Source organism: Nocardia sp. NPDC051832 (assembly GCF_040681285.1).
Classification (GTDB): Bacteria; Actinomycetota; Actinomycetes; order Mycobacteriales; family Mycobacteriaceae; genus Nocardia.
In genome coordinates this window covers 529,163-552,396 of sequence record NZ_JBFAYL010000005.1, presented here as the reverse complement: position 1 = coordinate 552,396, position 23,234 = coordinate 529,163, and the positions used below count along the sequence as shown (strand labels likewise).

Here is a 23,234-nt window from a genome sequence, read left to right as displayed (position 1 = left end):
TGCGCACGCACATAAATCCGGTGCGCTGTCTGTGGAAGGAATTCTCATGACCGAAACCATCACCCGCGCCGAACTGGCCGAGGCGATCGAGTCCGGCGCGGTGACGGTGCTCGACACCCTGGGCCCGGGCTACTACGAGAAGGCGCATCTGCCGGGCGCGCGGGTCCTGGTCGAAGCCGACGTGGAAACCCTCGCGGCCCAGCTGCTGCCGGACCGGGCGGCCGCGATCGTCACCTACTGCTCGAACATGGCCTGCCGCAACAGCGAGAACGTCGCGGTGAAGCTGCGCGCGCTCGGCTACCGCAATGTCCGGGCCTACCGGGACGGGATCGCGGATTGGGCGGAGGCGGGGCTGCCGGTCGAAACCGGTGCCTGAGAGTGGGATCGGCCTGCGCGGTTAGCGCGCAGGCCGGCTACTCCCGCTGATCGGCGCGCCCGGAGGAGCGCAGATACGCGCACCCGGCATCGAGGGCGCCCTCGATGTCGTCGCGGTAGGGGATCCGGGACACCGGCGTAGTCGGTGACGACGGTGATCAGCAGGTGCGGTGGTTGGGGTTCGATCCGAACCAGGCACGGGCCGAGTGGGGGCTGTGGCCGCATCGGCACAGCTTGGCCGAACGCCTGTCACCGGAGCGTTGTCGAAGATGGGTACCGGGCTACTCACGCCAGGCGCTCCCGCAGTGGGCAGACTTCCAGCGACAAGGACCTCTCGACGAGTGAGTGGATGCCATGGACGCGGTGGAAAGTGCTGCCGTGCAGCTGCATTTGTTCGGCGGGCCGTATGTGACCGTCGGCGCGCAGCGGCGCGAGATACCCGAAGGCGGGGGACGCCTGCTCGCGTTGCTCGCGCTGCGCCCGGGGCCGGTCGACCGCCGGTGTGCGGGCGGGTTGTTGTGGCCGGTGGTGGCCGAGCAGCGGGCGTCGGGCAATCTGCGCTCGGCGCTGTGGCGGTTGCGCGCGGCGGGGCTGGATCTGGTGTGCAGCGACCAGCGGGCGCTGAGTCTGCGCGCCGAGGTCGTGGTCGACGCGCACCTGGTCGGCGCGTGGGCCTGCCGCCTGATGCAGGGGACGGCGCGGGCGGCGGACCTGCCCCTGGATCCCGCGGTGGATCAGGCGCTCGAGCTGCTGCCCGGCTGGCACGACGACTGGGTGATCATCGAACGAGAACGCTTGCGGCACCGCGTACTACACGCGGTGGAGAGTGTGAGCAGGCAGTTCTGCCGGGCCGGCCGGTACGCGGAGGGGGTGGACGCGGCGATGCTGGCGGTCGGCGCGGATCCGATGCGGGAGAGCGCGCAGCGAGTGCTGATCGAAGCGCATCTGGCCGAGGGCAATGTGGGTGAGGCGCGGCGGGCGTTCGGGGTGTTCCGCCGGATGATCCTGCGTGAGCTCGGGGTGCCGCCGTCGGCCGAGCTGAGCGCGCTGCTCGCGGTGCCGGGGCACCTCGGGCCCGGGCGGGTGAACACGCAGAGGTCTGCACGTCACACCCGGCCGAGCCCGGTGCTGCGGCGGTGACTCAGCCGCGGAACCACATGGGCCGCAAGACCGGTCCGTCTTCGGGCAGCGGGATCAGATCGCCCTCGAGGACGAATCCGCAGCGCTCGTACAACCGTGACGAGCGTTCGGTACTGGCCTCCAGATAGGCGGGCAGGCCCGCGTCGGAGGCGGCCTTGGCGCGGTCGGTGACGATGGCCGCGCCCGCCCCTTTTCCGCGATGCTCGGGCAGCGTGACGATCAATTGCAGGTAGCGGTGCGGGTATTCGGCGGGATGGGTCTGCTCGAGGATGCCGGTCAGCGCCCGCAGCCGCCGGAAGGGATCGACGGGCACCTGCTCGTACCGCGCGCGCATCTCGGCGGCCTCGCGGACGAGCCGGTCGCGGTTCCGCACGGTCTGCCACAGTGACACCGCCCAGATGTCGGTCCCGTCGCCGGCGACCCAGACTTCGTCCTCGCGCATCGCGTGCTCCACCATGCCGGGCGCGTGCTGGGCGCGGTACTGCTCGGCGAAGTCGGGGTGGCCGCGCATGATCCAGCTGAGCACCACTTCGTCGACGCTCGCTTCGGCGAGCACCCGCGCTACGACGTCGAGCTCGTCGAGTTCGGCCCGGTGCACTCTCACCTGCGTGTTCATCTCTGCAACCTCCCGTTGTGAACAGTGTCTTCGCAAGCCAAGGTAGGGCCGTGTCGCTGCCTTTACGACAATTTCGTCACACTGGTGGATGTGATGAAATCCGAGACGCCGAGGTGCGCGGTGTGTAGTGCGGAGTTCGCGCAACCGGCGCGGGGACGCCGCCGCCGGTACTGCTCGCGGTCGTGCCAGGCCCGCGCCTACCGGGCGCGCCGCAACCCCGAGCCCGCACCGCAGCGCCGCACCCCGCCGCGGCGGCTCACCACCGTCGCCATCGTCCGCGCGGCGGTGGCACTCGCCGATCGGGAGGGTTTGGAGGGGTTGTCGATGCGCCGCCTGGCCACCGAACTGGGCGTGGCGACCGCGGGCCTGTATCGGCACTTCCCCGACCGCGACGCGTTGCTCGCGGAAATGGCGGAACTGACTCTCGCCGAGATCCCGCCGCCACCGCCGACGATGGCGGGCTGGCGGGACAGTCTGGCCTACGAGGCGCGCGGGGAATGGCGGCTCTATGCCAGGCATCCGTGGATGCTGCCGGTGCTCGCGCAGACCCGCCCGCCGCTGAGCCCGACCCTGCTCGACTCGCTGGAGCGTCCCTTCGCCGCGGTGTACCGGCCGGGCATGACCCGGGAGGATCTGCTCACCGCCTGCTTGTCGGTGTCGAGCCTGGTGCAGGGGCTGGCGCTGCTGGTCACCTCCGAGCATCGCCCGCTGGGCCTGCGCGGCACCGCCGAGCAGGTGGCGGCGCTGGTCGCTCCGGAGACCCACCCGATGCTGGTCTATGTCTTCGACCCCGAGACCACCGGGCTCGATGTCGATCTCGATCGCTTCTTCGAGGACAGCCTGGCGTTGCTGCTCGACGGCATCGCCGCCCGGCACTTCCCGCCGTCGACGGTCCCGGGGTAGCTCACAGCGCAAGCCGCATCTCGAATTCCAGGCGCGGGTCCGTCGCGGAGATCGGGCCCAGGGCGCCGGTGCGTCGGAAGCCGTGGCGGTGATAGAGCCGTTCGGCGGCGCCGTTGCCATCGGAGACCTCGAGGCGGAGGGTCGGAAGTCCTTGGGCGGCGGCCCAGTCGATGATGGTGCGCACCAGCAGGTCGGCGATGCCGGTGCCGCGCCCTTCGGGCGCGACCCACATCGATACCACGTGGGCCGCGCCGAGTTCCGGGACGCCGCCGATGGTGCCGAGCTCCCGGCCGTCGACGGTCGCGACGAATTGGGTTCGGGCAGTGAGGATCTGGCCCCAGACCTGATCGGTGCGGGCCTGTGCCTCGGACAAGGTGGAGGCGAAGGCGTAAGGCGCTTCGGCCAGCGCCAGCAGCCGGAGGTCGCGGAACCGGGCCCAGTCGTCGGGGGTGAGCGGGTGGATTCGCACCGATTCGATGTCCATGGAGATCATGATTGCCCCCACGCCGGCACCCTGGGCAACCGAATTCGGCGCGGGTTCAGCCGATCGCGGGCTCCTGGGTCCGCAGCAGGCCCGCGCGAGCGCGGATTGCGCTGCTCGCGGCCTCGAGTTCGTCTGTGTCGGTGAGGGTGGTGTTGTTCTCGTAGGTCACCCCGGCCGGGACCGCGTCGCTGCCGACCGGGTCGGAGTTCCAGTAGTTGCCGCGAAAGACGACGTGGTCCAGCGGCGGGCCGACGTGCAGGACCGCGGAGTTGTCCGCCTGCCCGACGACGTTGTCCTGCACCTGCACCCAGGCCGCGCCGTAGTCGGTGTAGAGGCCGAAGTTGTACGGGGTGCGGGTGTTGTCGATGACGTTGCCGCGGACCAGCGCGCCGTTGTCGAACGAATCGCCTTGCGGGCCCGCGATATAGAGACCACCGCCGTCGGCCAGCACGCCCATGGTGCGGTCGGTGTGGTTGTTGGACAAAACGGTTCCGGTGCCGGGTCCGGCGACGATGCCGCAGTGCGGGACGTCGGTGACCTGATTGTGGGCGACCGTGCAGCCGGCGGTGCCGAGCAGGCTGATACCCGGTGAACCGGCGTAGTCCAGGCCGATGTGCTGGATCAGGTTGTCCTCGAGGACGGCGTCGCGGTCGCCGGTGAGGGTGATCGCGGAGGCGGCGAGGGTGTCGAAATCGCAGCCGCGCACCGTCAGGCCCACGCCGGCGGTGGCGCCGAGCGCGGTGCCGCCCAGCCGGGTGAAACGGCAGCCCTCGAAGGTGATTCCGGCAGTGTGCTCGAGGGTCAGGCAGGCCGGGATGGTGGCGGTTTCGGTGGGCACCGTCAGCCATTGCCGGCCTTCGATCAGCACCTCGGTGTAGATGTCGCCGCCCTCGTAGTAGCCGCTGCCGTGGTAGTGCAGGAAGCCCTGGGATCGGTTGGGTCGCAACCAGGTGGCATCGGCGAAGATCAGGCCGCGGAAGCTGATGTCGCGGGCGGCGGTGACGCGCAACAAGGTCTCCAGGGCGGGCGCGACGACGCGGGTGTGCGAGGGGTGCTCACCGGAGCGGGGAAGATAGTGCAGCACATGATGATCGGGGTGTGAGCGAGTCAAGGCGAAGGTGCCGGGCGTGGTGAGGAAACTCGGGTCGTTCTCCACCCGGGTCGGCAGGGCGGGGCCGGTGAGGCGCTGATACTCGAATTCGTAGTTGTAGAGGGCTTTGGCCTGATCGAACGCGGGTTGGGCCATGGTGATCTCGGTGTGCTCGCCGGTGTGGGTGACCGCCGCGACGCCGCAGCGGGCCTCGGTCCAGGGGTAGATGCCCCGGTAGACGAATTCGACCGAGGCCGGGGCTTGCCACTGCTGGGGCGCGAGGCTGGTTGTGCGGTAACCGGTTTCGGTGCGGGTCGTGCCGTCGGGCAGTCCGTCGATGCCGGCGCGTTCAGCGCGTTGCCCGTCTACCGAGAGCTGGCGGGTGTCCAGCGCGCCGACCTCGGCCACCCATCGGCCCTCGTGTTCGCGCCAGCCGGTGATCTCGGTACCGCCGCTGATCACCACCTGTTCCGCGGCATCGGTGCCGTACCCGTAGGCCTGGTAGATCACGCGCGCGCCGTCGCGGCCGGAGTCTTCGGCGGTCAACTCCCACGGCTCGGTCAGCACGTGGGTACCGGCGCGCAGGTGGACCAGGACCGCGCCGACGCTCTCGCGCGCGGCGCGCTGGGCGCGGGGCAGGGTGGCGAACGGGTGCTCCTCGGTGCCGGGAGCGGAGTCGTCACCGGAGGGGGAGACGTGGAACTGGGTCATGAGCGCAGCCACTTTCCTGTTTATGGTGTACACATAGATATAGCACAGCGAAAGGTGGTGTGGCAGTGCCGAAAGGGCGGGCGAAGGATCCCGACTACGGTGTCGAACTGCTGTGGCGGGACCGTGCCGGCGGGCAGCGAGCCGGGCTGAACCTGGACCGGATCGTGGCCGCCGCCGTCGAACTCGCCGACCAGGAGGGGCTGGCAGGGCTGTCGATGCGCAAGGTCGCCGACCGGCTCGGCTTCACCACCATGTCGCTGTATCGCCATGTGCCGGGCCGCGATCAGCTCGTGGACCTGATGCGGGACGCGGCCTGGGGCGAACTTCCCGACGAGGGTGAACTCCCCGGCGGGCCGCTGCCTGCCGGCTGGCGCGATGCGCTGGAGACCTGCGCACGCCAGGGTTGGGCGCTGCACCAACGGCATCCGTGGCTGGCCGAAGGCCGGGGCACCCGTCATGTCCCGGGCCCCAACGGGGTGGCCAACTACGAACGGATGCTGGCTGTCGTCGCGGCCACCGGATTGCCCGCGGTCCAGGTCGTGGCCGCGGTCGAGCTGGTCGGGCGCCTGATCGAGGCCGAGGCGCTGGCCCTGGTGGAGACCGTCCGCACCGAGCGCGATTCCGGTGTCAGCGAAGAACAGTGGTGGAGTGCGCGCGATTCGCTCTTCGCCCGGCTCGACCGTTTTCCGACCATCACCGCGCTGCATGAGGCGGGCGGATTCGAGCGACCCGATCCGTTCGAATTCGGTCTGGGCCGGGTGCTCGACGGGATCGCGCTCCTGATCCAGAGTTGTGATGAAAGCCGTGATGAAAAAGCGGTGTGTCAGGTGTGCGGAAACCCGATCGACCAGCCGCCGTCCGGGCGGCCCCGCAGCTACTGCTCCCGCGCCTGCCAGCAGCGCGCCTATCGACAGCGCCAGCCGAGCTGAGCCCGGCCGATCTCAGCGGCGGAACTCCTGCACCGGCCGGAATTCCGCCACACCGTCGCCGATCTCGTTGCGGTACCAGGCTTCCCGGCGGTAGCGCTGCACCCGGTCGGCGACCTCGTCCAGACCCGGGATCAGACGCCGGGCCGCCTCGGCGGTCAGCTGGAACGGGAACTGCACCAGCGGATGCAGCACCCATGGGAACCGCCGCGGCATCGTGTGCGCGCGATAGGTGGCCGGCGGCAACCAGAAGCCGGTGTAGCCGATCTGCACGCGGTAGTTGATTTCGTCGCGCAGCCGTTTGCGCCAGCCGGCGCCCGCTTTCGGAGCGAACGCGGGCAGATAGGACTCCACCAGTTCCGCGCCGTCGGCCCCGGCGGTGTGGGCGCGCTTGACGAAAGCGGCGAACATCAGCCGCACCGAGTCCTGGAAATCGGCGGGGTACCAGCCGGGTTGGACTCCCAGCAGATGACCGACATAGCGCCAGAAATGCAGGGTCGCCTCGATCTCGCGGATCGTGGTGGTGTGCCCGACACTCCACAGCGCCAGCCCGGGCACCACACTGCCGCCCATCAGGGTCAGAGTCGCGTCGCCGACGCTGATCGGCACACCCCAGGCGGCGGCGTCCCATTCCGCGCGCTGGAGGAGTTTGCGGCGGATGAACACGTGCATGATCCGCACGCGCATCGCGGTCTGGCGGCCGCGCGCCCCGAGCTCGAGCCCGCCGGGTTCGGAGACGTCGATCCAGAACCGGACCGTTTCCAGCTGGCGTTTGTGGGCGCGGTCCCCGGCGTAGCCGCCGGTGTAGGACAGCGGTTTGGCGATGGAGCTTTCGGAATACATTTCCAGGGTGCTGGTGGTGGCGAAGCTGAAAACCGAGGTGCCCCAGCGCCGGAAGACCCGCGCGCCGCGCGCGACCAGCTCCGGGTCCAGCCAGTCCGGCGGCGTCTCGAACTCCTCGAAGAGCCGGACCAGCGAGGCCGGGGCGTCGGGGACGGTGTGCACACCGGATTCCAGTGCCTGGTCCAGCATGGCGCGACCGGCGCGGGGACCGGTCGGGCCGAGGTAGACCTCGTCGACGAACGCCTCCGCGACCGGGTCGGCATGGTAGTAGGCCTGGCCGAACGCGCGAACCAGCTCGTCGCCGGGTTGCGGGTCGAAGCCGAACAGCCGGTGCCAGAGGCGGCGTGCGCGTTGGACTTTCGGGTCGTCGCGATGGTCCCAGTAGCGGAACTCGGTGGGAATCGGGGGATCTGCGGCCATAAGGCAGCCTAAGATGAGTAAATGCTCGACTTCTACTCGCATTTCTCGCATGGCCAGCCGTCGTAAACAGCCTAGTCAAGACCGCTCTCGGGAGTCGGTCGAACGGGTGCTGGCCTCGGCTACTCGACTTTTCGCCGAGCGCGGGGTGGCCAATACCTCCACCAATCGGATCGCCGAGCACGCCGGCATGAGCATCGGCACGCTGTACCGCTATTTCGCCGACAAGGACGAAATCCTCGAACAGCTGCGCCTGCGCCTGCTCGCGGAACTGGAGGAGGACTTCACCACCGCGGTGCTCACCGGGATGTCGCTGGACCCGCGAGAATCGTTCTCCCGCAGCCTGCACGGCATCGTCGCCACGCTGACCACCCACCGCGCGCTGGTGCGCGCGCTGTCCACCGGGGCGACGCTCGACGGTCTGGGATTCGGCGAGCTCGAGCGCCGCCTGCTGGTGCTGACCCGCGCGTACCTGCTGAACGTGCTGGGGCCGTTGCCCGACGCGGAACTTGACACCAAGGCCTACGTCATGGTCAGCGTCGGCTTGGCCACCAGCTTGCGGATCGGTATCGACGCGCCCGCGCATCTGGATCGCTCGAAGCTGATCGAGGAGGCCGCGGTGATGGTCGCGGGCTGGTTGCGCGCGAGCACCCCGCAGCCGTAGCCACGCTCAGTCGACCCGGGCGCCGATCGAGGCGGCCAGGAACGGCCAGGACTGCTTCAGGTCGTCTTCCCAATAGCCCCACGAATGTGTGCCGGTGGGCCGATCCTGCAGGGTGACCGGGATATTCAGCTCGGTGAGCCGGTTGGCGAGATTGACCGTGCAGTAGCGGATCGCGGCCTCGATCGGGCCACCGAACGCGATCTGCACCGGCAGCGGGATCCGCCCGTCGAGCACCCGGGGATCGGTGGGAGTGTCGTGCGGCGCGCCCGGGATCCCGCTGCCGGTGGTCAGGTAGACGGCGGTCCCGCGCAACCCCTCGGCATGGACCAGCGGATCGTTGGCCCGCCACAGCGGACCGTTGCGCGGCCCCCACATGTTCTCCACGCTCTGTCCGCCGCCCCAGTTCTCCACGGTGATCCGCACGAACTCCTGACCGACCGGGTCCGAGGTCTGTGCGCAGCCGCTGTAGGAGGCGACGCTGTTCCAGAAACCGGGTTTGGCGATCGCCAGGTTCAGCACCGAGGTTCCGCTCATCGACACCCCCACCAGGGTCCGGCGGTCGCCGGCGTCGAGATGGCCCTCGATCACCGGCGGCAACTCCTCGTTGAGGAAGGTCTGCCACTTGTTGTAGCCGAGCACCGCGTCCTCGCGCACCCAGTCGGTGTAGTAGGAATTGCTGCCGCCGACCGGGGTCACCACGTTGACGTCCTTGCCCCGCAGGAAGTCCACGACATCGGTCTGCGCGTCCCATCCGCTGCGATTGGGCCCGCCGCCGGAGCCGTTGAGCAGATACATCGTCGGGCGCCCCGCCCCGGCGGCCCGCAGCACCTGCACCGGAATCTCGCGCCGCATGGCCGGTGAGTACACCAGCACCGTCTGCTGGCCGGGTCCGCTGTCCTGCACCGAAACAACCTGTGCCGCACACGGTTCAGCGCTCGCGGTAGATCCGAGCAATCCGCTGGTGACCAGTGCCGCGGCCAACGCCCACCGCGGCACGACCCGGCCGGCCCATCGCAATCCCGTCATACACACACCTCTCCTGAGCTGTGCCGGCGGATCTCGCCCGCACACCCGAGCCGACCCGTGACGAAAGTCGGCGTCGATCGAAGATTCGTGCTGCGGCCGCCGCCGGTTTGGTCACCGTCGTGGCGATCCGCACACGGCGGCGCAGGTGTGGAACGACGCTGGCGGGTAACTCGGTACCCATGCGGAATCCATTAGCCAGAGTCGCACGCCGGGTCGCCCAGCGTCCCTGGGTCATGCGCGCCAAGCCCGCGATCCTGCGGCTGGAGCGCGGGGTGCGCCGAATCAGTAAGGGGCGCAGGGGCATCTTGGATGTGGCGGGGCTGCCGTCGGTGCGGATCACGGTGCCGGGACGCAAGACCGGGCTGCCGCGGACGACGTCGTTGCTGGCTGTGCCCGAGGACGAAGGGCTCTTGGTGCTCGGCTCCAATTGGGGAAGTCCGAAGCATCCGGTGTGGTCGGCGAATCTGCGGGCGGCCCCGGTGGCGGAGGTGTGTTATCGCGGGAAATGCGGGGCGGCGACGGTCACCGAGATCTCCGGGGTGGAGCGCAAACGGGCCTGGGATCTGGCGGTGGAGTTCTGGCCGGGATATCAGATGGAGTCCGAGCTCTCCGGTGGGCGGCAGTTCCGGATCTTCGCACTGCGGCGGCGCTGACAGCTATTCGCCGGACCCGGCGTTCCAGTCGCCGTGGGACCAGAACTCGGGGGTGATGCCCAGGCTTTCCAGCCAGGATTTCTCGCCGCGCCGCACGATCGACTCGGCGTTGGCCGCGAGCAGGGCCAGGACGTCGGCGTCGGGTTTGCCGCCGAGCGCCTCCAGCACGTACACCACCTTCTCGGGGGCGACGGTGAGGGCGTACTCGTATTCGCCGCCGTGGCTGAGATGCTGTCCTTCGATGATCAGCACGCCCGAATCTTGCAGGTTCGCCGTGATATATAGGCCGTCTCTGCTCCAGAGCGAGACCGAACGCGTGGTCATACCGCCAGGGTAGGCCGTTTCGGCGGCTCAGGCCGAAGTGTCCTCGGCGCCGGGGACATCGAGGCGTTCGGCGATGGCGGCGGCCAGATCGTTGAGCGACCGGCCGCCGTTCTGCGGCCAGCCGCGCCACTGCTGCGCGGCGCGATCGCGGATGGTCTGGCCCGCGCCCGGACCCAGGAGCTGATCGAGGATCGCCATCAACATCACCTCGTTCTGGTAGGTGCGCCGGTCGATCCAATGCAGGGCGGTCGCGGCATCGACCGTCTTGCCTTCGAAGTTGACGAATGTCAGTGCCATGAGTTCCTCGTCTCCAGCCAGTGGGTCCCGGGCCCCGGCGAACCAGGGCGCCGGGTCGATGGCGTGACCGCCGACCCGGCCCGGCGCGGTCCACACCTCGACGTGGGCGTGCGGGCCGGTGGAATCGCCGTGGGAGTTCACATATCCGATGAGTTCGCCCGCCGCCACCGGATCGCCGCCGCGCACGAGCGGATCGCCGTGACCGATCACGATGTCGGTGCCGGCCACCGGTTGACAGTCCAGCCATACCCAGCGCCCGAACCCCTGAACGTTCTCGCGTTCGGCCCCTTCTACGCACACCCCGTCGGCGGGTGCGTAGAAGGGTGTGCCCACCGGGGCGGCGAAATCCAATCCGAAGTGGAAACCGCCCGCGCGGGGTCCGAAACCGGAGGTCAGGGTGTAGGTGCCGGCGGCGAGCGGCCAGTACCGGGGCGGCTGTGCTGCTGTCACACGGCGGGTATGCCCGCAAACCGGCCGGATGTAACCGATCGGGCGGCGATTTCTATTGGCGGCGTGGCGGTTTCGAATTCGCGACCGGTCGATCCGGCACGGCCGCACGTGCCCGCCTCGCGACAGATCCCGGAGGGTCATCCGGCGTTGTCGTGCTACAGGCCGAGCTTGGTGACCGCGTTGTCCTCCAGCGGGTTGGCGGTGCGAATGTAGTTGTGCACGGTGCGGGGGTTGGTCCAGCGGCCTTGGCGCATGATCTCGCGGTCGGACGCGCCGCCCAGGGCTGCCTGGGTGGCGAAACCGGCGCGCAGGGAATGCCCGGAGAACAGGTCGGGGTCCAGCCCGGCGCGGGCGGCATAGCGTTTGACCAATTCGGCGACCGCGCGGCCGGACATGGCTTCGGTGCCGATGCCGCCGTGGCGGGTGATGGTGGGAAACAGTGGCAGGTCCGGGTTTTCGGCCAGGACGGTGCCGGTGAAGCCGTGGCAGCGGTGGATGGCGGCGTCGGCGGCGGGGGTGCCGGCGAGCCAGGCGCGCACGCCCGGCGGGCCGGCGGCGGTGTGGATTTCCAGCAGCCGCAGCCAGTCGGCGAAGGCGCAGACCGGGCAGGTATGCGGATGCTGACCGCGCGGCAGGGCGACGCGTTGTTCGGCGACGCCGGTCGGGTCGGTTTTGGTAGTCGGCAGGTGCACCAGCAGCAGCGGTTCGCCGGTGCCGTGATCGATGCTCACACGGACGTCGGCGATGCGCAGCCCGGCCAGTTCGCTGCGGCGCAGGGCCCCGGCGAACCCGATGAGCAAGGCCAGCGCGTCGCGGCGGCGGGCGGGCTCGGTGGGCCAGCCCGGTGCCGGGAGCCCGGCCAGGAGCTGATCGAGGGTGTGCAGCAGGACCGGGCGTTTGCGGGTCGGCGGGGTGCGGCGGGTGCGGCGGATACCGCGCAAGGTCAGCCGGACCACATCCGAGCGGGTCGGTGACGGCAGCCCGTTGGCGGCGTGCACGGCGGCGATCGCGGCCGACTTACGTTCCAAAGTGGCTGGGCTGAACGCCCATTCACCGTTCTCGCGGCGCGCGTCGGCGGCCGCGGCCAGATAGACCGCCACATCCAGCGGGTCGGCGGGCAACGCCTGGCGCTGCTCGGTGGCGCACCAGCCCGCCCACGCGATCCAGTCGGTGCGGTAGGCGCGCAACGTATTCGCCGACTGCGAGGCCTCCAGATAGCGGCGCAGCGATCCGGCCTGCACGTCGTCGAACCGTTCCCGCACCAGCCGCAACGCCGCCGCGTCGACCAGCACACTGCGCACACCCCGGCGCAGCTCGTTGCGCACCAGCTCGGGTACCGCTTCCACCGCACCGCCTTTCACGTCTCGGGTCGCGGTACCACACTAGGCGCTGGAGAGCTCCTTCGACAGGAACGCCAGCACCGTCAGCCACGTCCAACCGGCGACGATCGCGATCCGCTGCCACAGTCCGCCGGTGTCGACGAGGTTCGGGGCTTGCGCGAAACCGCTGCCCGCCACCATGAAGGCCACGCCGAACACCAGTCCGGAGGCCAGCGAGTACCCCATCCACAGCCAGCCGCGGTCACCGGCGAAGACGAAACAGGCGGCGGTGAGCCCGAGCAGCACCAGCACCGAGAAGATGTTGTGCAGGGTGGCGTGGAAGGTGGTGTCCGGCACCGCGGGTACGCCGGGCGGATAGCCGCTGACCGGGTCGGTGACGAACAGTCCCAGCCCGAGCAGGCCGATCGCCCACAGCCCCACCAGCAGTGCGGCGACCACCGTGCCCGCGCGCCACAGCCCGGCCGCGAAGACCAGGCCCAGGACACCGCACACGGCGAAGGTGATGCTCGCTGTCCACCCCCACGGGCCGAGCGAGAGGGCGCTGACCGGATGCCGCATCGGGTTGTAACCCTCGCGCAGCGCACCTTCGATGCCGAACGCGACGATGAACAGCGGCCCCGTCAGGAGGCCGCACCAGCGGCTCACCTTCATCATGTCGTCCACTATGGGATCGAGGGTGTGGAAGGTGTTGGGATTCGGCGAGTTTCGCCGGGGACCAGGGGCCGGACAGTTTCGTCACTGTGAGGAATCGAGTTCAGTCGGGCAGGCCGACGAGGCGGGCGCTGTCGGCCCACAATGTCTGCGCGAGTTTGTCGTCGCGGGCTGGGACGGACGGGTCGATCCAGGCAAGTTCGCCGCGCCGCAAGGCGGCGTAGGTGTGGCCGTCCGGTGCGGTCTGGAGTCGGAACACCAAGTCGGCCAGGGTATTTCCGGCGGCCGTGCGGGTGTTGAGGGTGGGGCTGAAGCGGCGCACCGGCCAGCCCGCCGGGGTGCCCAGGACGGTCCAGGCGATCCGTAGCGGCAGGGCGAGGTCCTTGGCCAGGCCGGTCCCGAACACCTGGCCGGGGTCGTAGGCGAGGGCGGTGAGCTGGGGGTGCCGTTCGGTCAACGCGCGAACGGTCAGGACCGCGCACAGTTTGGAGGCGGTGTAGGCATGCTGACCTGCCTTGCTCGCCTTGGGATTCCGGTCGGGATCGCGATCGGGGTGGGCCAGCAGCTCCGCGTCGGCGTGGCGGGGCGTGACCAGACTGGCCTTGGTCGCGGGGTCGTGGGTTCCGCTGGTGGTCAGCGTGACGATCGCGTCCTGGGCCAGCGCCGGGAGCAGCAGCCGCAGCAGCAGATAGTGCGCGAGATGATTGACCGCGAAGGTCGTCTCGAACCCGTCGGCGGTGCGGCTGTCGGCGTCGGGGCTGATCAGCCCGGCGTTGAGTACCAGCGCGTCGATCGGGGTGTCGCCCAGCTCGGCGCGGACCGCGGCGGCGAATCCGCGCACCGAGTCCAGCTCGGTGAGTTCCAGCGGAAAGGTGTCCAGCGCGGACTCCGGTCGCCGCGCGCCCAGGATCACCCGGGCGTTACCACCTTTGAGCCGCTGCGCCGTGATCATCCCGAATCCGGAAGTGCCGCCGGTCATCACCATGGTGGTCATCTCGCCCCCTGGGAGCTGGTCTGTCGAGTTCCCTTCAAGCTACGCCCGGCAGCGGCGGTTCCGGCCCCGCTCGTACGATCGGATATGGATTCTGGATGAACGGCCATCGGCCGTCATGTCCGATATCGATCAATCGTCTCCGCGTCCCGGGCGACCGTAGTAGCGTCGCGAATGTCGTTATGCGGGAAGGACATCCACAGATGATGATTCGGCAGATGGCAGCAGGGCTGATGGCGGCGGCGGGCGCCGGCGCGCTGGTCTTCGGAGCGCAGCCCGCTCAGGCGGCGCCGCTTCCGCAATTCAGCCCTTTCGGCACCACCCTCTACAACTTCGGCAACGCCAACTTCTGCGCGGGCGCGATCGACGTCGCGGTCGAGGCGACACCGCAGCGCCCCGGCTGGGTCCGAGCCCACGTGCGCCCCTTGGGTTATCAGCGCGGGCCGTGTGGAAACCAGGTGTCGCTGGGCTGGGTCGGTTCGGCGGGCGCGCGCCACCACAACGTCTACGTCCACACCGGCGCGACGCCCGGCGAGGCGGTCAGCGTGGACCTGTGGGTCGGGATGGGCCCGGCCAAGATCATGGCCGCGAGCTGGCCGATGCAGGGCTCCTTCGCCGAGTGGTATCTGCTGGTGCCCTGATCCTCACGCCTCGGGGATATCGCGGCCGTAGGTTTCCAGGGTGATGCTGTCGGGGTCCGGGCCACTGCGGACACCGGTGTCCAGACCGTCGATGGCGGCGATCTGTTCGAGGGAGAGTTCGAAGTCGAACACGTCGAAGTTCTCGGCGATCCGCGCCGGTTTCGTGGATTTCGGGATCGCCGAGCGGCCCTCCTGCAGATGCCAGCGCAGCATCACCTGCACGGCCGTTTTGCCGTGCCGCTGCCCGATCTCCCGCAGTACCGGGTCGTCGAAGGTGCGCTTCTCGCCGCCGGCGTAGGCGGTGATGCCACCGATCGGCGACCACGCCTGGGTCAGGATCTCCTGCTGGTTGTCGAGTTTCTGGACGTCGCGCTGCTGAAAATAGGGATGCAATTCGATCTGATTCACCGCCGGCTGCACCGTGGTCTCCGCCAGCAACCGCTTCATATGTGCGGGCAGGAAATTGCTGACGCCGATCGCCCGCACCTTGCCGTCGGCGAGCAGTTTCTCCAGCGCCCGGTAGGCATCGAGGGTGCGTGCGAAGTCCTCGGACAGCGGCTGATGCAGAATCAGCAGATCGATCTGCTCCACGCCCAGCTTGCTCGCGCTCTTGTCGAACGCGTGCCGGGTTTCCTCGAGGCCGTAATCGTTGATCCACACCTTCGTCTCCACGAAGATCTCCGAGCGCTCGAGTCCCGATCGGCGGATCCCTTCCCCGACCTCACGCTCGTTGCCGTAGGCGGCGGCGGTGTCGATGTGCCGATACCCGATGCGCAACGCCTCGGCGACCGCCTCGGAGGTCTCCGCGGGCGGTGTCTGAAACACACCCAGGCCGAGTCCCGGCATCTGCACACCGTTGTTCAACGTGATCGTGTTGGTGGTCATCCCTCCACCGTAGGGGCGCGCGGGCCGCGCGGCGGGCCTACGCGGTATCCCCTGGTAGTGGCCTTTCTTCGGAGCGCAGCTCGGCGTTGAGGCGGGCGGCCTGGCGGGTGAGGTGATCGTGTTCGGGCAGGGTGGGCGCGGTGTCGGCGGCCGCGGCGTAGAGGCGGGCGGCCTCGGCTCGGTCGCCGGCGCGTTCATGCAGGTAGGCGCAGGCGGCGGTGTAGCGGGGCAGGGCCGGGTCGAGGCCGGAGAGGGCGGCCAGTCCGGCGCGGGCGCCGTCGGCTTCGCCGACCGCGACGGCGCGGTTGAGGCGGGCGACCGGGTTGTCGGTGCAGCGCAGCAGTTCGTCGTACCACTCGACGATCTGCACCCAGTCGGTGTCGGCGGCAGTGCGGGCGTCGGCGTGCAGGGCGGCGATGGCGGCCTGAGCTTGGAACTCGCCCAAGCGATCTCGGGCCAGCGCGGCCTGCAGGATGTCGACGCCCTCGGCGATCAGGCGGGTGTCCCACCGGCTGCGGTCCTGCTCGGCGAGGGGCACCAGCGACCCGTCGGGGCGGGTCCGGGCCGCGCGGCGGGCGTGATGCAGCAGCATCAGGGCCAGCAGGCCCGCGACCTCCTCGTGTTTGATGGCGGCCGCGAGCTGACGGGTCAGGCGGATCGCCTCGGCGGCCAGGTCGAGGTCGCCGGAGTAGCCCTCGTTGAACACCAGGTAGAGCACGCGCAGCACGGTGGCGACATCGCCGGGCCGGTCCAGGCGGACGCCGCTGACGGTGCGTTTGGCGCGGCTGATGCGCTGGGCCATGGTCGCCTCGGGCACCAGGTAGGCCTGCGCGATCTGTTTGGTGGTCAGGCCGCCGACCGCACGCAGGGTCAGCGCGACCGCCGAGGCCGGCGTCAGTGCGGGGTGCGCGCACAGGAAATACAGCTGGAGGCTGTCGTCGACGGCCGGTGCGGCGCCGGGTTCGGGCTCGAGATCGACGAGTTCTTCGCGCCGGCGACGGGAGGTGTCGGCGCGGGCCAGGTCGAGGAACTTGCGCCACGCCACCGCGACCAGCCAGCCCTTGGGATCGCGCGGCGGGTCCTCGGGCCAGACCCGGATGGCTTCGAGCAGGGCTTCCTGCACGGCGTCCTCGGCCGTCGCGAAATCGGCGCCGCGACGGCCGAGGATCCCGATCACCGCGGGGGTGAGAGTCCGCAGCAGGGTCTCATCCACCGGGTCTCACTCGGTGATGGTCGGCGGCGCGGTGTTGTAGAACGGGCGCAGCTCGAGCCACTCGTGGATGGGCTTGCCGCCGGCGCCGGGGGCCGCGGACAGCTCGGCGGCCAGTGCCAGGGCCCGGTCGTAGGTGTCGACGTCGATCACCATCCAGCCCGCTATCAGATCCTTGGTTTCGGGGAACGGGCCGTCGGTCACCGGCGGCTGACCCTCGCCGTCGTAGCGGACGAAAGTGCCCTGCGGGGATAGCGCCTGGCTGTCGACATATTCGCCGGTGGTCTCGAGGCGGGCGGCGAAATCGTTCATGTACTGCACGTGCGCCGAGATCTCCTCGGGCGTCCACTCCGACATCGGGACGTCGTTGACCGCCGCCGGCGCGCCGCGGTAATGCTTGAGCAACAGGTACTTGGCCATGATGTTCTCCTCGATGTTGTGCGGCCCATTCCGGCCGCATTCACCCCGGGGACGGAGCCGCCGTCCGGATCTCGACATGCCGCGGCGAAAAAGTTCTCAGATCTTTTGGTGATGGGTGAGCAGCCGGGTGAGCAGCCGGGTCAGCTGCTGCCTGTCCTCGGCGGGCAGCGGCGCGAGCAACTCGTTCTGCGCCTGGTCGAGCGCGGTGTCCAGCCGCTGCAACTGCCGCTCGCCCGCCTTGGTCAGGGTGACGATATTGCGCCGGCGGTCGCCCGGATCCGGTGTCCGCTCGACGAATCCCGGCTCGGCCAGTTCATTGATCGCCGCCACCACGTCACTGCGGTCCATATGGCAGCGCCGCCCGATCTCGGCCTGACTGCCCGGCCCGAACTCCGCGAGCGCGGCCAGGATCCGATAGTGGTAACCCCGCGCCTCCGCCGCGGCGAACCCCTCGGAGGTGAATCGCTGCGCATGCACCGACAACTGGGTGAGCAGCCAACTCGGCTTCGCGGTCAAACGTTCGGGTGTCCGGTCCACGCCGCCACCCTACCTGTTGGCGCAGCCAATGAATGGGGTCGCGGATATTGGGTGGACCGGGGTACCCGATAACCGGATGATCATCGAAATGACTTCTACACCACAGGAACGCCTCCGGCTGGTCGGCCGCGAGGAGCCGGCCGGGCCCGCGCTCTCGTGGGTGATGAACCTCGACGACTCCGATTCCACCCGCGACATCATCGACGCACTGTCCCTCGCGCCCTACGTCAGCGGCGAGCAGCCGCACGCGGTGGCCGTCGAACTCGAAGGCGTCAAACCGGACGCGCCGTTGCGGCCCGAGGACGCCCGAGTGCTGCGGACCAGCGACGACGACGGGACCCAGGCCACGCTCTGGGCCGGGGACGGGTGGACGTTGCGGGTGGTGCGCCGCGGCAACGGCAGCGCGCGGCTCGATGTCTGCGCGGACAGCGAGGAGCTGGCGCGCACGGTGATCGAGGTGTGCAGTGCCGATGCCACCGTCGAACCCGAGGTCGACGACAGTCAGGTGTCGATGGGGTTCTGGCACCACAGCGCGCACGGCCCGCAGCGGCGCGAACGCACCATCAGCGCGGCGGCGTGGGCGGAGGTGGCAGGCAATTACGGCGCCGATGTCGGGGCGGCGATCGGCACGCTGATGGCGTTGCGCGCCGAGGACGTGAGCGGGCGGCTGCTGCTGTTGCACGGCCCGCCCGGCACCGGCAAGACCTCCGCGCTGCGGGCGCTGGCCCGGGAGTGGGCCGACTGGTGTCAGGTCGACTGTGTCCTCGACCCCGAAGTGCTCTTCGCCACCCCCGGTTACCTCATGGAGGTCGCCATCGGCGTGGACACCTACGACCACAGCAAGCGACGCTGGCGGCTGCTGGTGCTCGAGGACTGCGACGAGCTGATCCGCGGGTCGGCCAAAGAGTCGACCGGGCAAGGGCTTTCGCGGCTGCTCAACTTGACCGACGGCATGCTGGGCCAGGGCCGCGACGTGCTGGTGGCGATCACCACCAACGAGCACCTGTCGCGTTTGCATCCGGCGGTGGTGCGGCCCGGACGGTGTCTGGCCCAGCTCGAAGTCGGCCCCCTGGCCCCGGCCGAGGCGAGCGCGTGGCTGGAACGTGAGCTCGGCGAGCGGCCCAAGCCGGTCGTGGGACCCGACGGGATGACCCTCGCCGAGCTGATCGAGGCCCGCGAGGAACGCCCCCGGATCCAATCGGCGCCGGTCGAATTCACCGACGCCGGCTACCTGTAGCCCCGGGACGGACTAACGGTCCGTCCCGGCGGCGCGGCGCGCCAATTCCTTGCGCGCGTCCGCGAACCAGGCCTGCGTGTCGACCAGACCGGACTCGATCTCCTTGCGCGCCCCGTGGAAACCGTAGAGCGCCCCGGCGAACCGGGTCAGCACCGAACCCTCGGGCTCGTCGAGCTCCTCGAGCAGCGCGGCATCCTGCAACAGGTAGGCGACACCGGCCAGCTCGCCGGGCGTCCACACCTGGCGGTAGTCGTCCCAGCCGTGCTGCCGCACCGCCGCGGCACGCTCGACCAGCGTTTCGCGCAGGGCGGCGCGGTCGGCGTCGCTGGGCCGGCGGGTCTTCAGATGCGCCCAGCTGACCGGTTCTGCCTCTGCCACGTGGGGGCTCCGTTCCTCCGGGTCGATCGGACCGGTCGATTCTATTCGACCACCGGACGGCAAGACGGAGCCGCTGGAACGGCGGGTGTGAGCACCGTGTTTCCGAAACTTCAAACAGCGCCACCGAGCAGATCGCTGGGCCGGATCGTCGACATCGTCCCGGGCAGCCCGTTCCTCGTCGGCAAACCCGCGCTGTGTGGTGCGGCGCAATCAACTTCTGAGCCGGTCAGTGCCGGTGGTCGTCCCAATGTTCTTCGGTGAGAACGCCCTTGTCGGCCAGCCAGGCGACGGGGTCGATCTTGTTGCCGGCTTGGTCCCAGATTTCCAGGTGCAAGTGCGGGCCGGTGGATTGGCCGCGGTTGCCGACCGAGGCGATCACGTCGCCGGCGTCGACCCGCTGACCGGGCTGTACATAGAAGTCGTTGACGTGGCCGTAGACCGCGATGGTGCCGTCGTCCTGCTGCACGCGCACCCATTGGCCGAATCCGGAGGCCGGTCCGGCTTCCAGGACGGTGCCGCCCATCGCGGACTGGATCGGGGTGCCCAGCGGCTCGGCGATGTCGACGCCGTAGTGGAATCCGCCCCAGCGGCTGCCGAATTCGGAGCTGATCTGCCCGGCGACCGGCAGGACCGCGGGCGCTGCGGGCGCGGCCTGAGCAGGCGCGAGGGGGGTTGCCTGCTGCTGCAAGTCCTTGATGATCTGTTCGGCTTGGGCCAGTGGACCGGCGATCTGCGGGGGGAGATTGGCGAAGCCGAAGGGCGCGGCCGCCGGGGCCACGGTGGGCGCGGGCTCCGGGTACTCCGGTTGCGGGGCGGGCTCTTCCGCCAGCACCGGGGCCGGAGCGGGCGCCGGCGGCGGAACGAGCGACGAGAGCCAGCGCAAGCCCGCGTCCAGTGGGTTTTCCGCTCCCTGATCGGTGGGCGGGAGCGGCTCGGCGACCGCGGCCGCGGGAGTCAATTGGGCGACGCTGCCCAGCAGCGCGCCGGTGGCGACAGCGGCGCCCGCGGCGACTTTGAAGCGACCTGTGGTGTCGGCGCGGTGGCCGACCGGTGGCTCGATGCCCGCCGCACCGAGTAGGTCCTTGACGGAAACGGAACCAGGGGCAATTCGGTGGTGCGGCACAGCTCGTCCTAGCGTCGATCATGTTGGGCGACTGTGTTTTCGGCCACCGTCGGACGGTAACGCCTACTGGCTATGTCGTGATAAGAACTGTACCGGCCGGTAACCGGCCTGTGTCCTGTTCCGGCGAAGCGGCCGGCGGTGCCTCGTCCCGGACCTGGTCAGCAGCCCGGCGGTGTGGTGCCGCGCAGGCGCTGGACGACGAGACCGAGCACTGCGCTGAAAGCCTCGATCTGCGCGGGGGGAATGTCGCCCAACAGTGCGTCGGCCATGATGTCGCGTTCGGTGCGCAGGGCGGCGGTGAATCGTCGTCCGTTCTCGGTGAGTGTCACCAACGTCGCGCGGCGATCGTTCGGATGCGGCTGGCGCACAAGGTAACCGTCCCCGGCCAGACCATCGAGCAGACCGGTGACATTGCGTGGCGTCGTCGCGAGCAGATCGGCGATCTCGCGTTGGGTGCGCGGGCCGTGATGATGCAGCGTCCACAACAGGCGGGCGCGGGCCAGACTCAGCCCGCGCTCGGCCATGCCGCGTTCCATCGTCGCGCCGAGCACCTCGGTGAGCTCGAACAGATGATCTGTTGCGCCCCTGGCGATTCCACTCACAGGCGGGATATTGTGAACTGGCTTCACTGTGCACTGACCTCCTGAATCGAGTGTAGGCGGCGGTGCCGATTTCGAGGAAGGCGGCGGGGTCGAATGACACAGTTACCAGCCGAAGGAGCAACACCCGATTCGGTGCGGCTGCTGGAGGGGATGGCCGAAATGCTGAGTGCGCGAGCCCGAGTCGGCGCGGTCTTCGGTGAGCCGATCGTCTGCGCCGGGATCACCGTGATTCCGGTGGCGCGAGCCGGATTCGGCTTCGGGGGCGGCCTGGGGCGCGAGTCCAGCCCGGACAAAGTGGGCGAGGGCGGAGGTGGCGGCGGCGGGATGGACGTGCGGCCGCTGGGTTACATCGAGATCCGGGACGGCGTCGCGCGCTACCGTCCGATCCGCGATCCCTGGGTTGACGTGATCGTTCCGCTGGCGATCGGCCTGGCCACCTCCCGGCTGATGCGTGCGGGCCTGCGACTGTATCGGAAGCGCTGAACGGCAGCGCCTCTTGCCGATCCGATAGGAAAGCGGCCGCACGCAGCCGGCGACCAGGCCGAGGTTCCAGCCCAGGCTCAGCAACGCCAGCGCCAGCAGCAGCGGATCCGGACGCAGCCAGACTGCCAGCACGAGCGCGGCCAGCGCGTAAGCGACGGCGGCGAGCAGGAACGACCCGGCGAGCTGTGGAATGCCGACCGCGCGTGCCCGCCCGCCGGTGGGCGCGGCGAGGTTCGAGCCCACGACGCCGCCGAGGGTGGTGGCGACCAGCACGGTCGACACCGCACTGCCTCAGTGCGCGGCGGTGGCCAGACCGGTGCCGGCGTAGCGGGTTGGCAGGTTGGTGGCGGTGCCCGCTCCGTGGACGAACAACGCGAGGAACAGCAGGGCGGGATTGTCCAGTGCGGCGGCGATGATGACGCCGATGCTGCCCGTCCGCGCGCGGCAGCACGGCGCACCGTTACTCTCGGCAGCATGACCCGTCACTCAGCTGTTCCTGGCGCCGCGCGGCGCGGGCATCTGGGTGGCCTGCTCGCGATTCTCGGTGTGCTCGTCGCGATGATGTTCACCCAAAGCGCTCCCTGTCACGAGGCGGTCGCGCTGTTCGGTGACGAGGCGGCGTGTGCGGTGGTCGAGGTCGCGCAACCCGGTGTGGACCATGGGCAGATCGCCGTCGAACTCGATTCGCGCGACGACTCCGTGCGCGCGTTCGCAACCGGGGGCAGTCCTGAGCAGGGAGTTCCCGCGGGCGTGCTCGGTCTGTGCGTAACGGTGCTGTTCGCGCTGCTGGTGGCGGCTGTCGTTCTCGCCCGGTCCACCAGGATATCGATGCCGTTCGCGGTGCCGGTGACAGAACGGCCCACTCTGGCATCGGCGCGTGCGATGGCGCACTCACTCACGATGCTGTGCGTTTCGCGCACATAGGCCGACTCCGGTCCGCGAACCAGCGCGGAAGCTGAAACTCCAGGCCGCGGCTCGATTCTTGGTGCCCGGCACCACATTCCACACCCTCGGTCGTGCGTATTCGCCGCCGAGGCGTCCTGCCGTGCCTGACACGGACTACGAAAGGCAACGATGTTTTCCAGAATGTCTCCCAGCGCCAAGATTTCGACGCTGGTGCTGGCGGTGGTCGCCGCCGTTGTGTTCACCTGGATCCTGGTCAACAGATCCGAAGAGCCCGTTTCGGCGGCGAGCAGCGCGGCACTGGTGCGCCCGGACAGCCATCGCCTGTCGGTCGCCGCCGACGGCAAGGTGACGGTCGTCGAGTTCCTCGACTTCGAATGCGAGGCGTGCGGTGCGGCGTTCGCCGGTGTGGAGCAGGTGCGAGCGGAATACGGCGACCGGGTCACCTTCGTGATGCGTTACTTCCCGCTGCCGGGTCACCGCAATGCCGAGATCGCCGCCCGCGCGGTCGAGGCGGCGGGCCGGCAGGGCCGACTCGAAGCCATGTACCGCATGATGTTCGAAACCCAGGCTCAGTGGGGTGACCAGCAGGTTTCACATGCCGAGACCTTCCGTGGCTTCGCCCGCCAGCTGGGCCTGGACATGCCGCGATTCGAAAAGGATTGGGCCGACCCGGCGGTCGCGTCCAGGGTCCTCGCCGACCGAGCCGACGGCTTGGAGATGGGTGTGCAGGGCACTCCGACTTTCTTCGTCAACGGCGAGAAGTTCAGCGGCAGGCCGTCCTACATGGGACTGAAGGACGCGCTCGACGCCGAACTCGCGAAGTAACCGAGCGACGTGCTGCGCGGCCCGGCCCGGAGTCCGCTCGCTACCCGCAAGGTCTCGATCGAGGGTACGCAGGTCGTCGCGGACTG

The 23,234-nt window shown here is 69.5% G+C and carries 28 protein-coding genes and 1 pseudogene; 11 read left to right on the top strand and 18 right to left on the bottom strand.

What is annotated here, in order from left to right; translation table 11 throughout:
* Positions 1 to 46: 46 nt before the first annotated feature.
* Together AB0M14_RS32110 and AB0M14_RS32105 are read left to right on the top strand one after the other, a co-directional pair.
* Positions 47 to 370: pseudogene (locus AB0M14_RS32110) on the top strand (rhodanese-like domain-containing protein); the annotation flags it as partial.
* Positions 371 to 729: 359 nt separating this feature from the next.
* Positions 730 to 1,515, top strand: a complete 786-nt coding sequence (locus AB0M14_RS32105; RefSeq protein ID WP_365001836.1) for a bacterial transcriptional activator domain-containing protein — start codon at positions 730 to 732, stop codon at positions 1,513 to 1,515.
* Between the two features lies 1 nt (position 1,516).
* On the opposite strand, the gene AB0M14_RS32100 is transcribed toward AB0M14_RS32105, so the two are convergent.
* Positions 1,517 to 2,131 (bottom strand): GNAT family N-acetyltransferase, encoded by a 615-nt coding sequence (locus AB0M14_RS32100; RefSeq protein ID WP_365001834.1) that lies wholly within the window; start codon positions 2,129 to 2,131, stop codon positions 1,517 to 1,519.
* Positions 2,132 to 2,224: 93 nt separating this feature from the next.
* On the opposite strand from AB0M14_RS32100, the gene AB0M14_RS32095 reads away from it, so the two are divergent.
* On the top strand, positions 2,225 to 3,034 hold the full coding sequence (locus AB0M14_RS32095; RefSeq protein ID WP_365001832.1) for a TetR/AcrR family transcriptional regulator: 810 nt from the start codon (positions 2,225 to 2,227) through the stop codon (positions 3,032 to 3,034).
* Position 3,035: 1 nt separating this feature from the next.
* Here AB0M14_RS32095 and AB0M14_RS32090 read toward each other — a convergent pair whose 3' ends face one another.
* Complete coding sequence (locus tag AB0M14_RS32090; protein WP_365001830.1) at positions 3,036 to 3,539, bottom strand: GNAT family N-acetyltransferase; 504 nt, start codon at positions 3,537 to 3,539, stop codon at positions 3,036 to 3,038.
* Positions 3,540 to 3,573: 34 nt separating this feature from the next.
* On the bottom strand, positions 3,574 to 5,331 hold the full coding sequence (locus AB0M14_RS32085; RefSeq protein WP_365001827.1) for a right-handed parallel beta-helix repeat-containing protein: 1,758 nt from the start codon (positions 5,329 to 5,331) through the stop codon (positions 3,574 to 3,576).
* Between the two features lie 47 nt (positions 5,332 to 5,378).
* Between AB0M14_RS32085 and AB0M14_RS32080 the strand changes: the two genes are divergently transcribed.
* Positions 5,379 to 6,248, top strand: coding sequence for a TetR/AcrR family transcriptional regulator (locus AB0M14_RS32080; protein WP_365001824.1), 870 nt, complete (start codon positions 5,379 to 5,381; stop codon positions 6,246 to 6,248).
* Positions 6,249 to 6,260: 12 nt separating this feature from the next.
* Here AB0M14_RS32080 and AB0M14_RS32075 read toward each other — a convergent pair whose 3' ends face one another.
* Positions 6,261 to 7,508, bottom strand: a complete 1,248-nt coding sequence (locus AB0M14_RS32075) for an oxygenase MpaB family protein (protein ID WP_365001821.1) — start codon at positions 7,506 to 7,508, stop codon at positions 6,261 to 6,263.
* A gap of 49 nt (positions 7,509 to 7,557) precedes the next feature.
* Between AB0M14_RS32075 and AB0M14_RS32070 the strand changes: the two genes are divergently transcribed.
* Entirely contained in the window at positions 7,558 to 8,169 is a 612-nt protein-coding gene (locus tag AB0M14_RS32070) for a helix-turn-helix domain-containing protein (protein WP_365001818.1), read from the top strand.
* A gap of 6 nt (positions 8,170 to 8,175) precedes the next feature.
* Here AB0M14_RS32070 and AB0M14_RS32065 read toward each other — a convergent pair whose 3' ends face one another.
* Positions 8,176 to 9,195 carry an alpha/beta hydrolase family protein gene (locus AB0M14_RS32065; protein ID WP_365001815.1) on the bottom strand — a complete coding sequence of 340 codons (1,020 nt, stop codon included), beginning with the start codon at positions 9,193 to 9,195 and terminating at the stop codon, positions 8,176 to 8,178.
* Between the two features lie 179 nt (positions 9,196 to 9,374).
* Here AB0M14_RS32065 and AB0M14_RS32060 point away from each other — a divergent pair, with 179 nt between their 5' ends.
* Positions 9,375 to 9,848, top strand: a complete 474-nt coding sequence (locus AB0M14_RS32060) for a nitroreductase family deazaflavin-dependent oxidoreductase (RefSeq protein WP_365001813.1) — start codon at positions 9,375 to 9,377, stop codon at positions 9,846 to 9,848.
* Positions 9,849 to 9,851: 3 nt separating this feature from the next.
* Here the strand turns inward: AB0M14_RS32060 and AB0M14_RS32055 are convergent, their stop codons facing one another.
* The 5 genes from AB0M14_RS32055 to AB0M14_RS32035 form a co-directional block, all read right to left on the bottom strand.
* On the bottom strand, positions 9,852 to 10,172 hold the full coding sequence (locus AB0M14_RS32055) for a hypothetical protein (RefSeq protein WP_365001810.1): 321 nt from the start codon (positions 10,170 to 10,172) through the stop codon (positions 9,852 to 9,854).
* Between the two features lie 27 nt (positions 10,173 to 10,199).
* A complete protein-coding gene (locus AB0M14_RS32050) occupies positions 10,200 to 10,919 on the bottom strand; it encodes a M23 family metallopeptidase (protein ID WP_365001808.1) in 720 nt (239 codons plus the stop codon).
* Between the two features lie 155 nt (positions 10,920 to 11,074).
* Complete coding sequence (locus AB0M14_RS32045; protein ID WP_365001805.1) at positions 11,075 to 12,265, bottom strand: site-specific integrase; 1,191 nt, start codon at positions 12,263 to 12,265, stop codon at positions 11,075 to 11,077.
* Positions 12,266 to 12,301: 36 nt separating this feature from the next.
* Entirely contained in the window at positions 12,302 to 12,913 is a 612-nt protein-coding gene (locus AB0M14_RS32040; RefSeq protein WP_365001802.1) for a DUF998 domain-containing protein, read from the bottom strand.
* 100 nt (positions 12,914 to 13,013) lie between these two features.
* Positions 13,014 to 13,904 (bottom strand): SDR family NAD(P)-dependent oxidoreductase, encoded by an 891-nt coding sequence (locus tag AB0M14_RS32035; protein WP_365001799.1) that lies wholly within the window; start codon positions 13,902 to 13,904, stop codon positions 13,014 to 13,016.
* A gap of 215 nt (positions 13,905 to 14,119) precedes the next feature.
* On the opposite strand from AB0M14_RS32035, the gene AB0M14_RS32030 reads away from it, so the two are divergent.
* Complete coding sequence (locus tag AB0M14_RS32030) at positions 14,120 to 14,542, top strand: hypothetical protein (RefSeq protein ID WP_365001797.1); 423 nt, start codon at positions 14,120 to 14,122, stop codon at positions 14,540 to 14,542.
* A 3-nt stretch (positions 14,543 to 14,545) separates the two neighbouring features.
* On the opposite strand, the gene AB0M14_RS32025 is transcribed toward AB0M14_RS32030, so the two are convergent.
* The 4 genes from AB0M14_RS32025 to AB0M14_RS32010 form a co-directional block, all read right to left on the bottom strand.
* Entirely contained in the window at positions 14,546 to 15,427 is an 882-nt protein-coding gene (locus AB0M14_RS32025) for an aldo/keto reductase (protein ID WP_365001794.1), read from the bottom strand.
* A 37-nt stretch (positions 15,428 to 15,464) separates the two neighbouring features.
* Positions 15,465 to 16,640 (bottom strand): DUF6596 domain-containing protein, encoded by a 1,176-nt coding sequence (locus tag AB0M14_RS32020; protein WP_365001791.1) that lies wholly within the window; start codon positions 16,638 to 16,640, stop codon positions 15,465 to 15,467.
* A gap of 6 nt (positions 16,641 to 16,646) precedes the next feature.
* Positions 16,647 to 17,057 (bottom strand): YciI family protein, encoded by a 411-nt coding sequence (locus AB0M14_RS32015; protein WP_365001788.1) that lies wholly within the window; start codon positions 17,055 to 17,057, stop codon positions 16,647 to 16,649.
* Between the two features lie 96 nt (positions 17,058 to 17,153).
* Entirely contained in the window at positions 17,154 to 17,594 is a 441-nt protein-coding gene (locus tag AB0M14_RS32010) for a MarR family transcriptional regulator (RefSeq protein WP_365001785.1), read from the bottom strand.
* Positions 17,595 to 17,682: 88 nt separating this feature from the next.
* On the opposite strand from AB0M14_RS32010, the gene AB0M14_RS32005 reads away from it, so the two are divergent.
* On the top strand, positions 17,683 to 18,831 hold the full coding sequence (locus tag AB0M14_RS32005; RefSeq protein WP_365001782.1) for a DUF5925 domain-containing protein: 1,149 nt from the start codon (positions 17,683 to 17,685) through the stop codon (positions 18,829 to 18,831).
* Positions 18,832 to 18,843: 12 nt separating this feature from the next.
* Here the strand turns inward: AB0M14_RS32005 and AB0M14_RS32000 are convergent, their stop codons facing one another.
* The 3 genes from AB0M14_RS32000 to AB0M14_RS31990 all read right to left on the bottom strand — a co-directional run bounded on the left by AB0M14_RS32000 (position 18,844) and on the right by AB0M14_RS31990 (position 20,934).
* Complete coding sequence (locus AB0M14_RS32000; protein ID WP_365001780.1) at positions 18,844 to 19,209, bottom strand: hypothetical protein; 366 nt, start codon at positions 19,207 to 19,209, stop codon at positions 18,844 to 18,846.
* Between the two features lie 226 nt (positions 19,210 to 19,435).
* Positions 19,436 to 20,332: a M23 family metallopeptidase gene (locus AB0M14_RS31995; protein WP_365001777.1), complete on the bottom strand. Its 897-nt coding sequence runs from the start codon at positions 20,330 to 20,332 to the stop codon at positions 19,436 to 19,438.
* A 158-nt stretch (positions 20,333 to 20,490) separates the two neighbouring features.
* Positions 20,491 to 20,934 (bottom strand): MarR family transcriptional regulator, encoded by a 444-nt coding sequence (locus AB0M14_RS31990; protein ID WP_365001774.1) that lies wholly within the window; start codon positions 20,932 to 20,934, stop codon positions 20,491 to 20,493.
* Between the two features lie 93 nt (positions 20,935 to 21,027).
* Between AB0M14_RS31990 and AB0M14_RS31985 the strand changes: the two genes are divergently transcribed.
* A complete protein-coding gene (locus AB0M14_RS31985; RefSeq protein ID WP_365001771.1) occupies positions 21,028 to 21,417 on the top strand; it encodes a spore germination protein GerW family protein in 390 nt (129 codons plus the stop codon).
* Positions 21,418 to 21,708: 291 nt separating this feature from the next.
* Here AB0M14_RS31985 and AB0M14_RS31980 read toward each other — a convergent pair whose 3' ends face one another.
* Positions 21,709 to 21,903 carry a hypothetical protein gene (locus AB0M14_RS31980; protein ID WP_365001768.1) on the bottom strand — a complete coding sequence of 65 codons (195 nt, stop codon included), beginning with the start codon at positions 21,901 to 21,903 and terminating at the stop codon, positions 21,709 to 21,711.
* On the opposite strand from AB0M14_RS31980, the gene AB0M14_RS31975 reads away from it, so the two are divergent.
* Entirely contained in the window at positions 21,892 to 22,341 is a 450-nt protein-coding gene (locus tag AB0M14_RS31975) for a hypothetical protein (RefSeq protein ID WP_365001766.1), read from the top strand. The genes AB0M14_RS31980 and AB0M14_RS31975 overlap by 12 nt on opposite strands.
* A 162-nt stretch (positions 22,342 to 22,503) precedes the next feature.
* Positions 22,504 to 23,148, top strand: coding sequence for a thioredoxin domain-containing protein (locus tag AB0M14_RS31970; protein WP_365001763.1), 645 nt, complete (start codon positions 22,504 to 22,506; stop codon positions 23,146 to 23,148).
* The last annotated feature ends 86 nt before the right edge of the window (positions 23,149 to 23,234 follow it).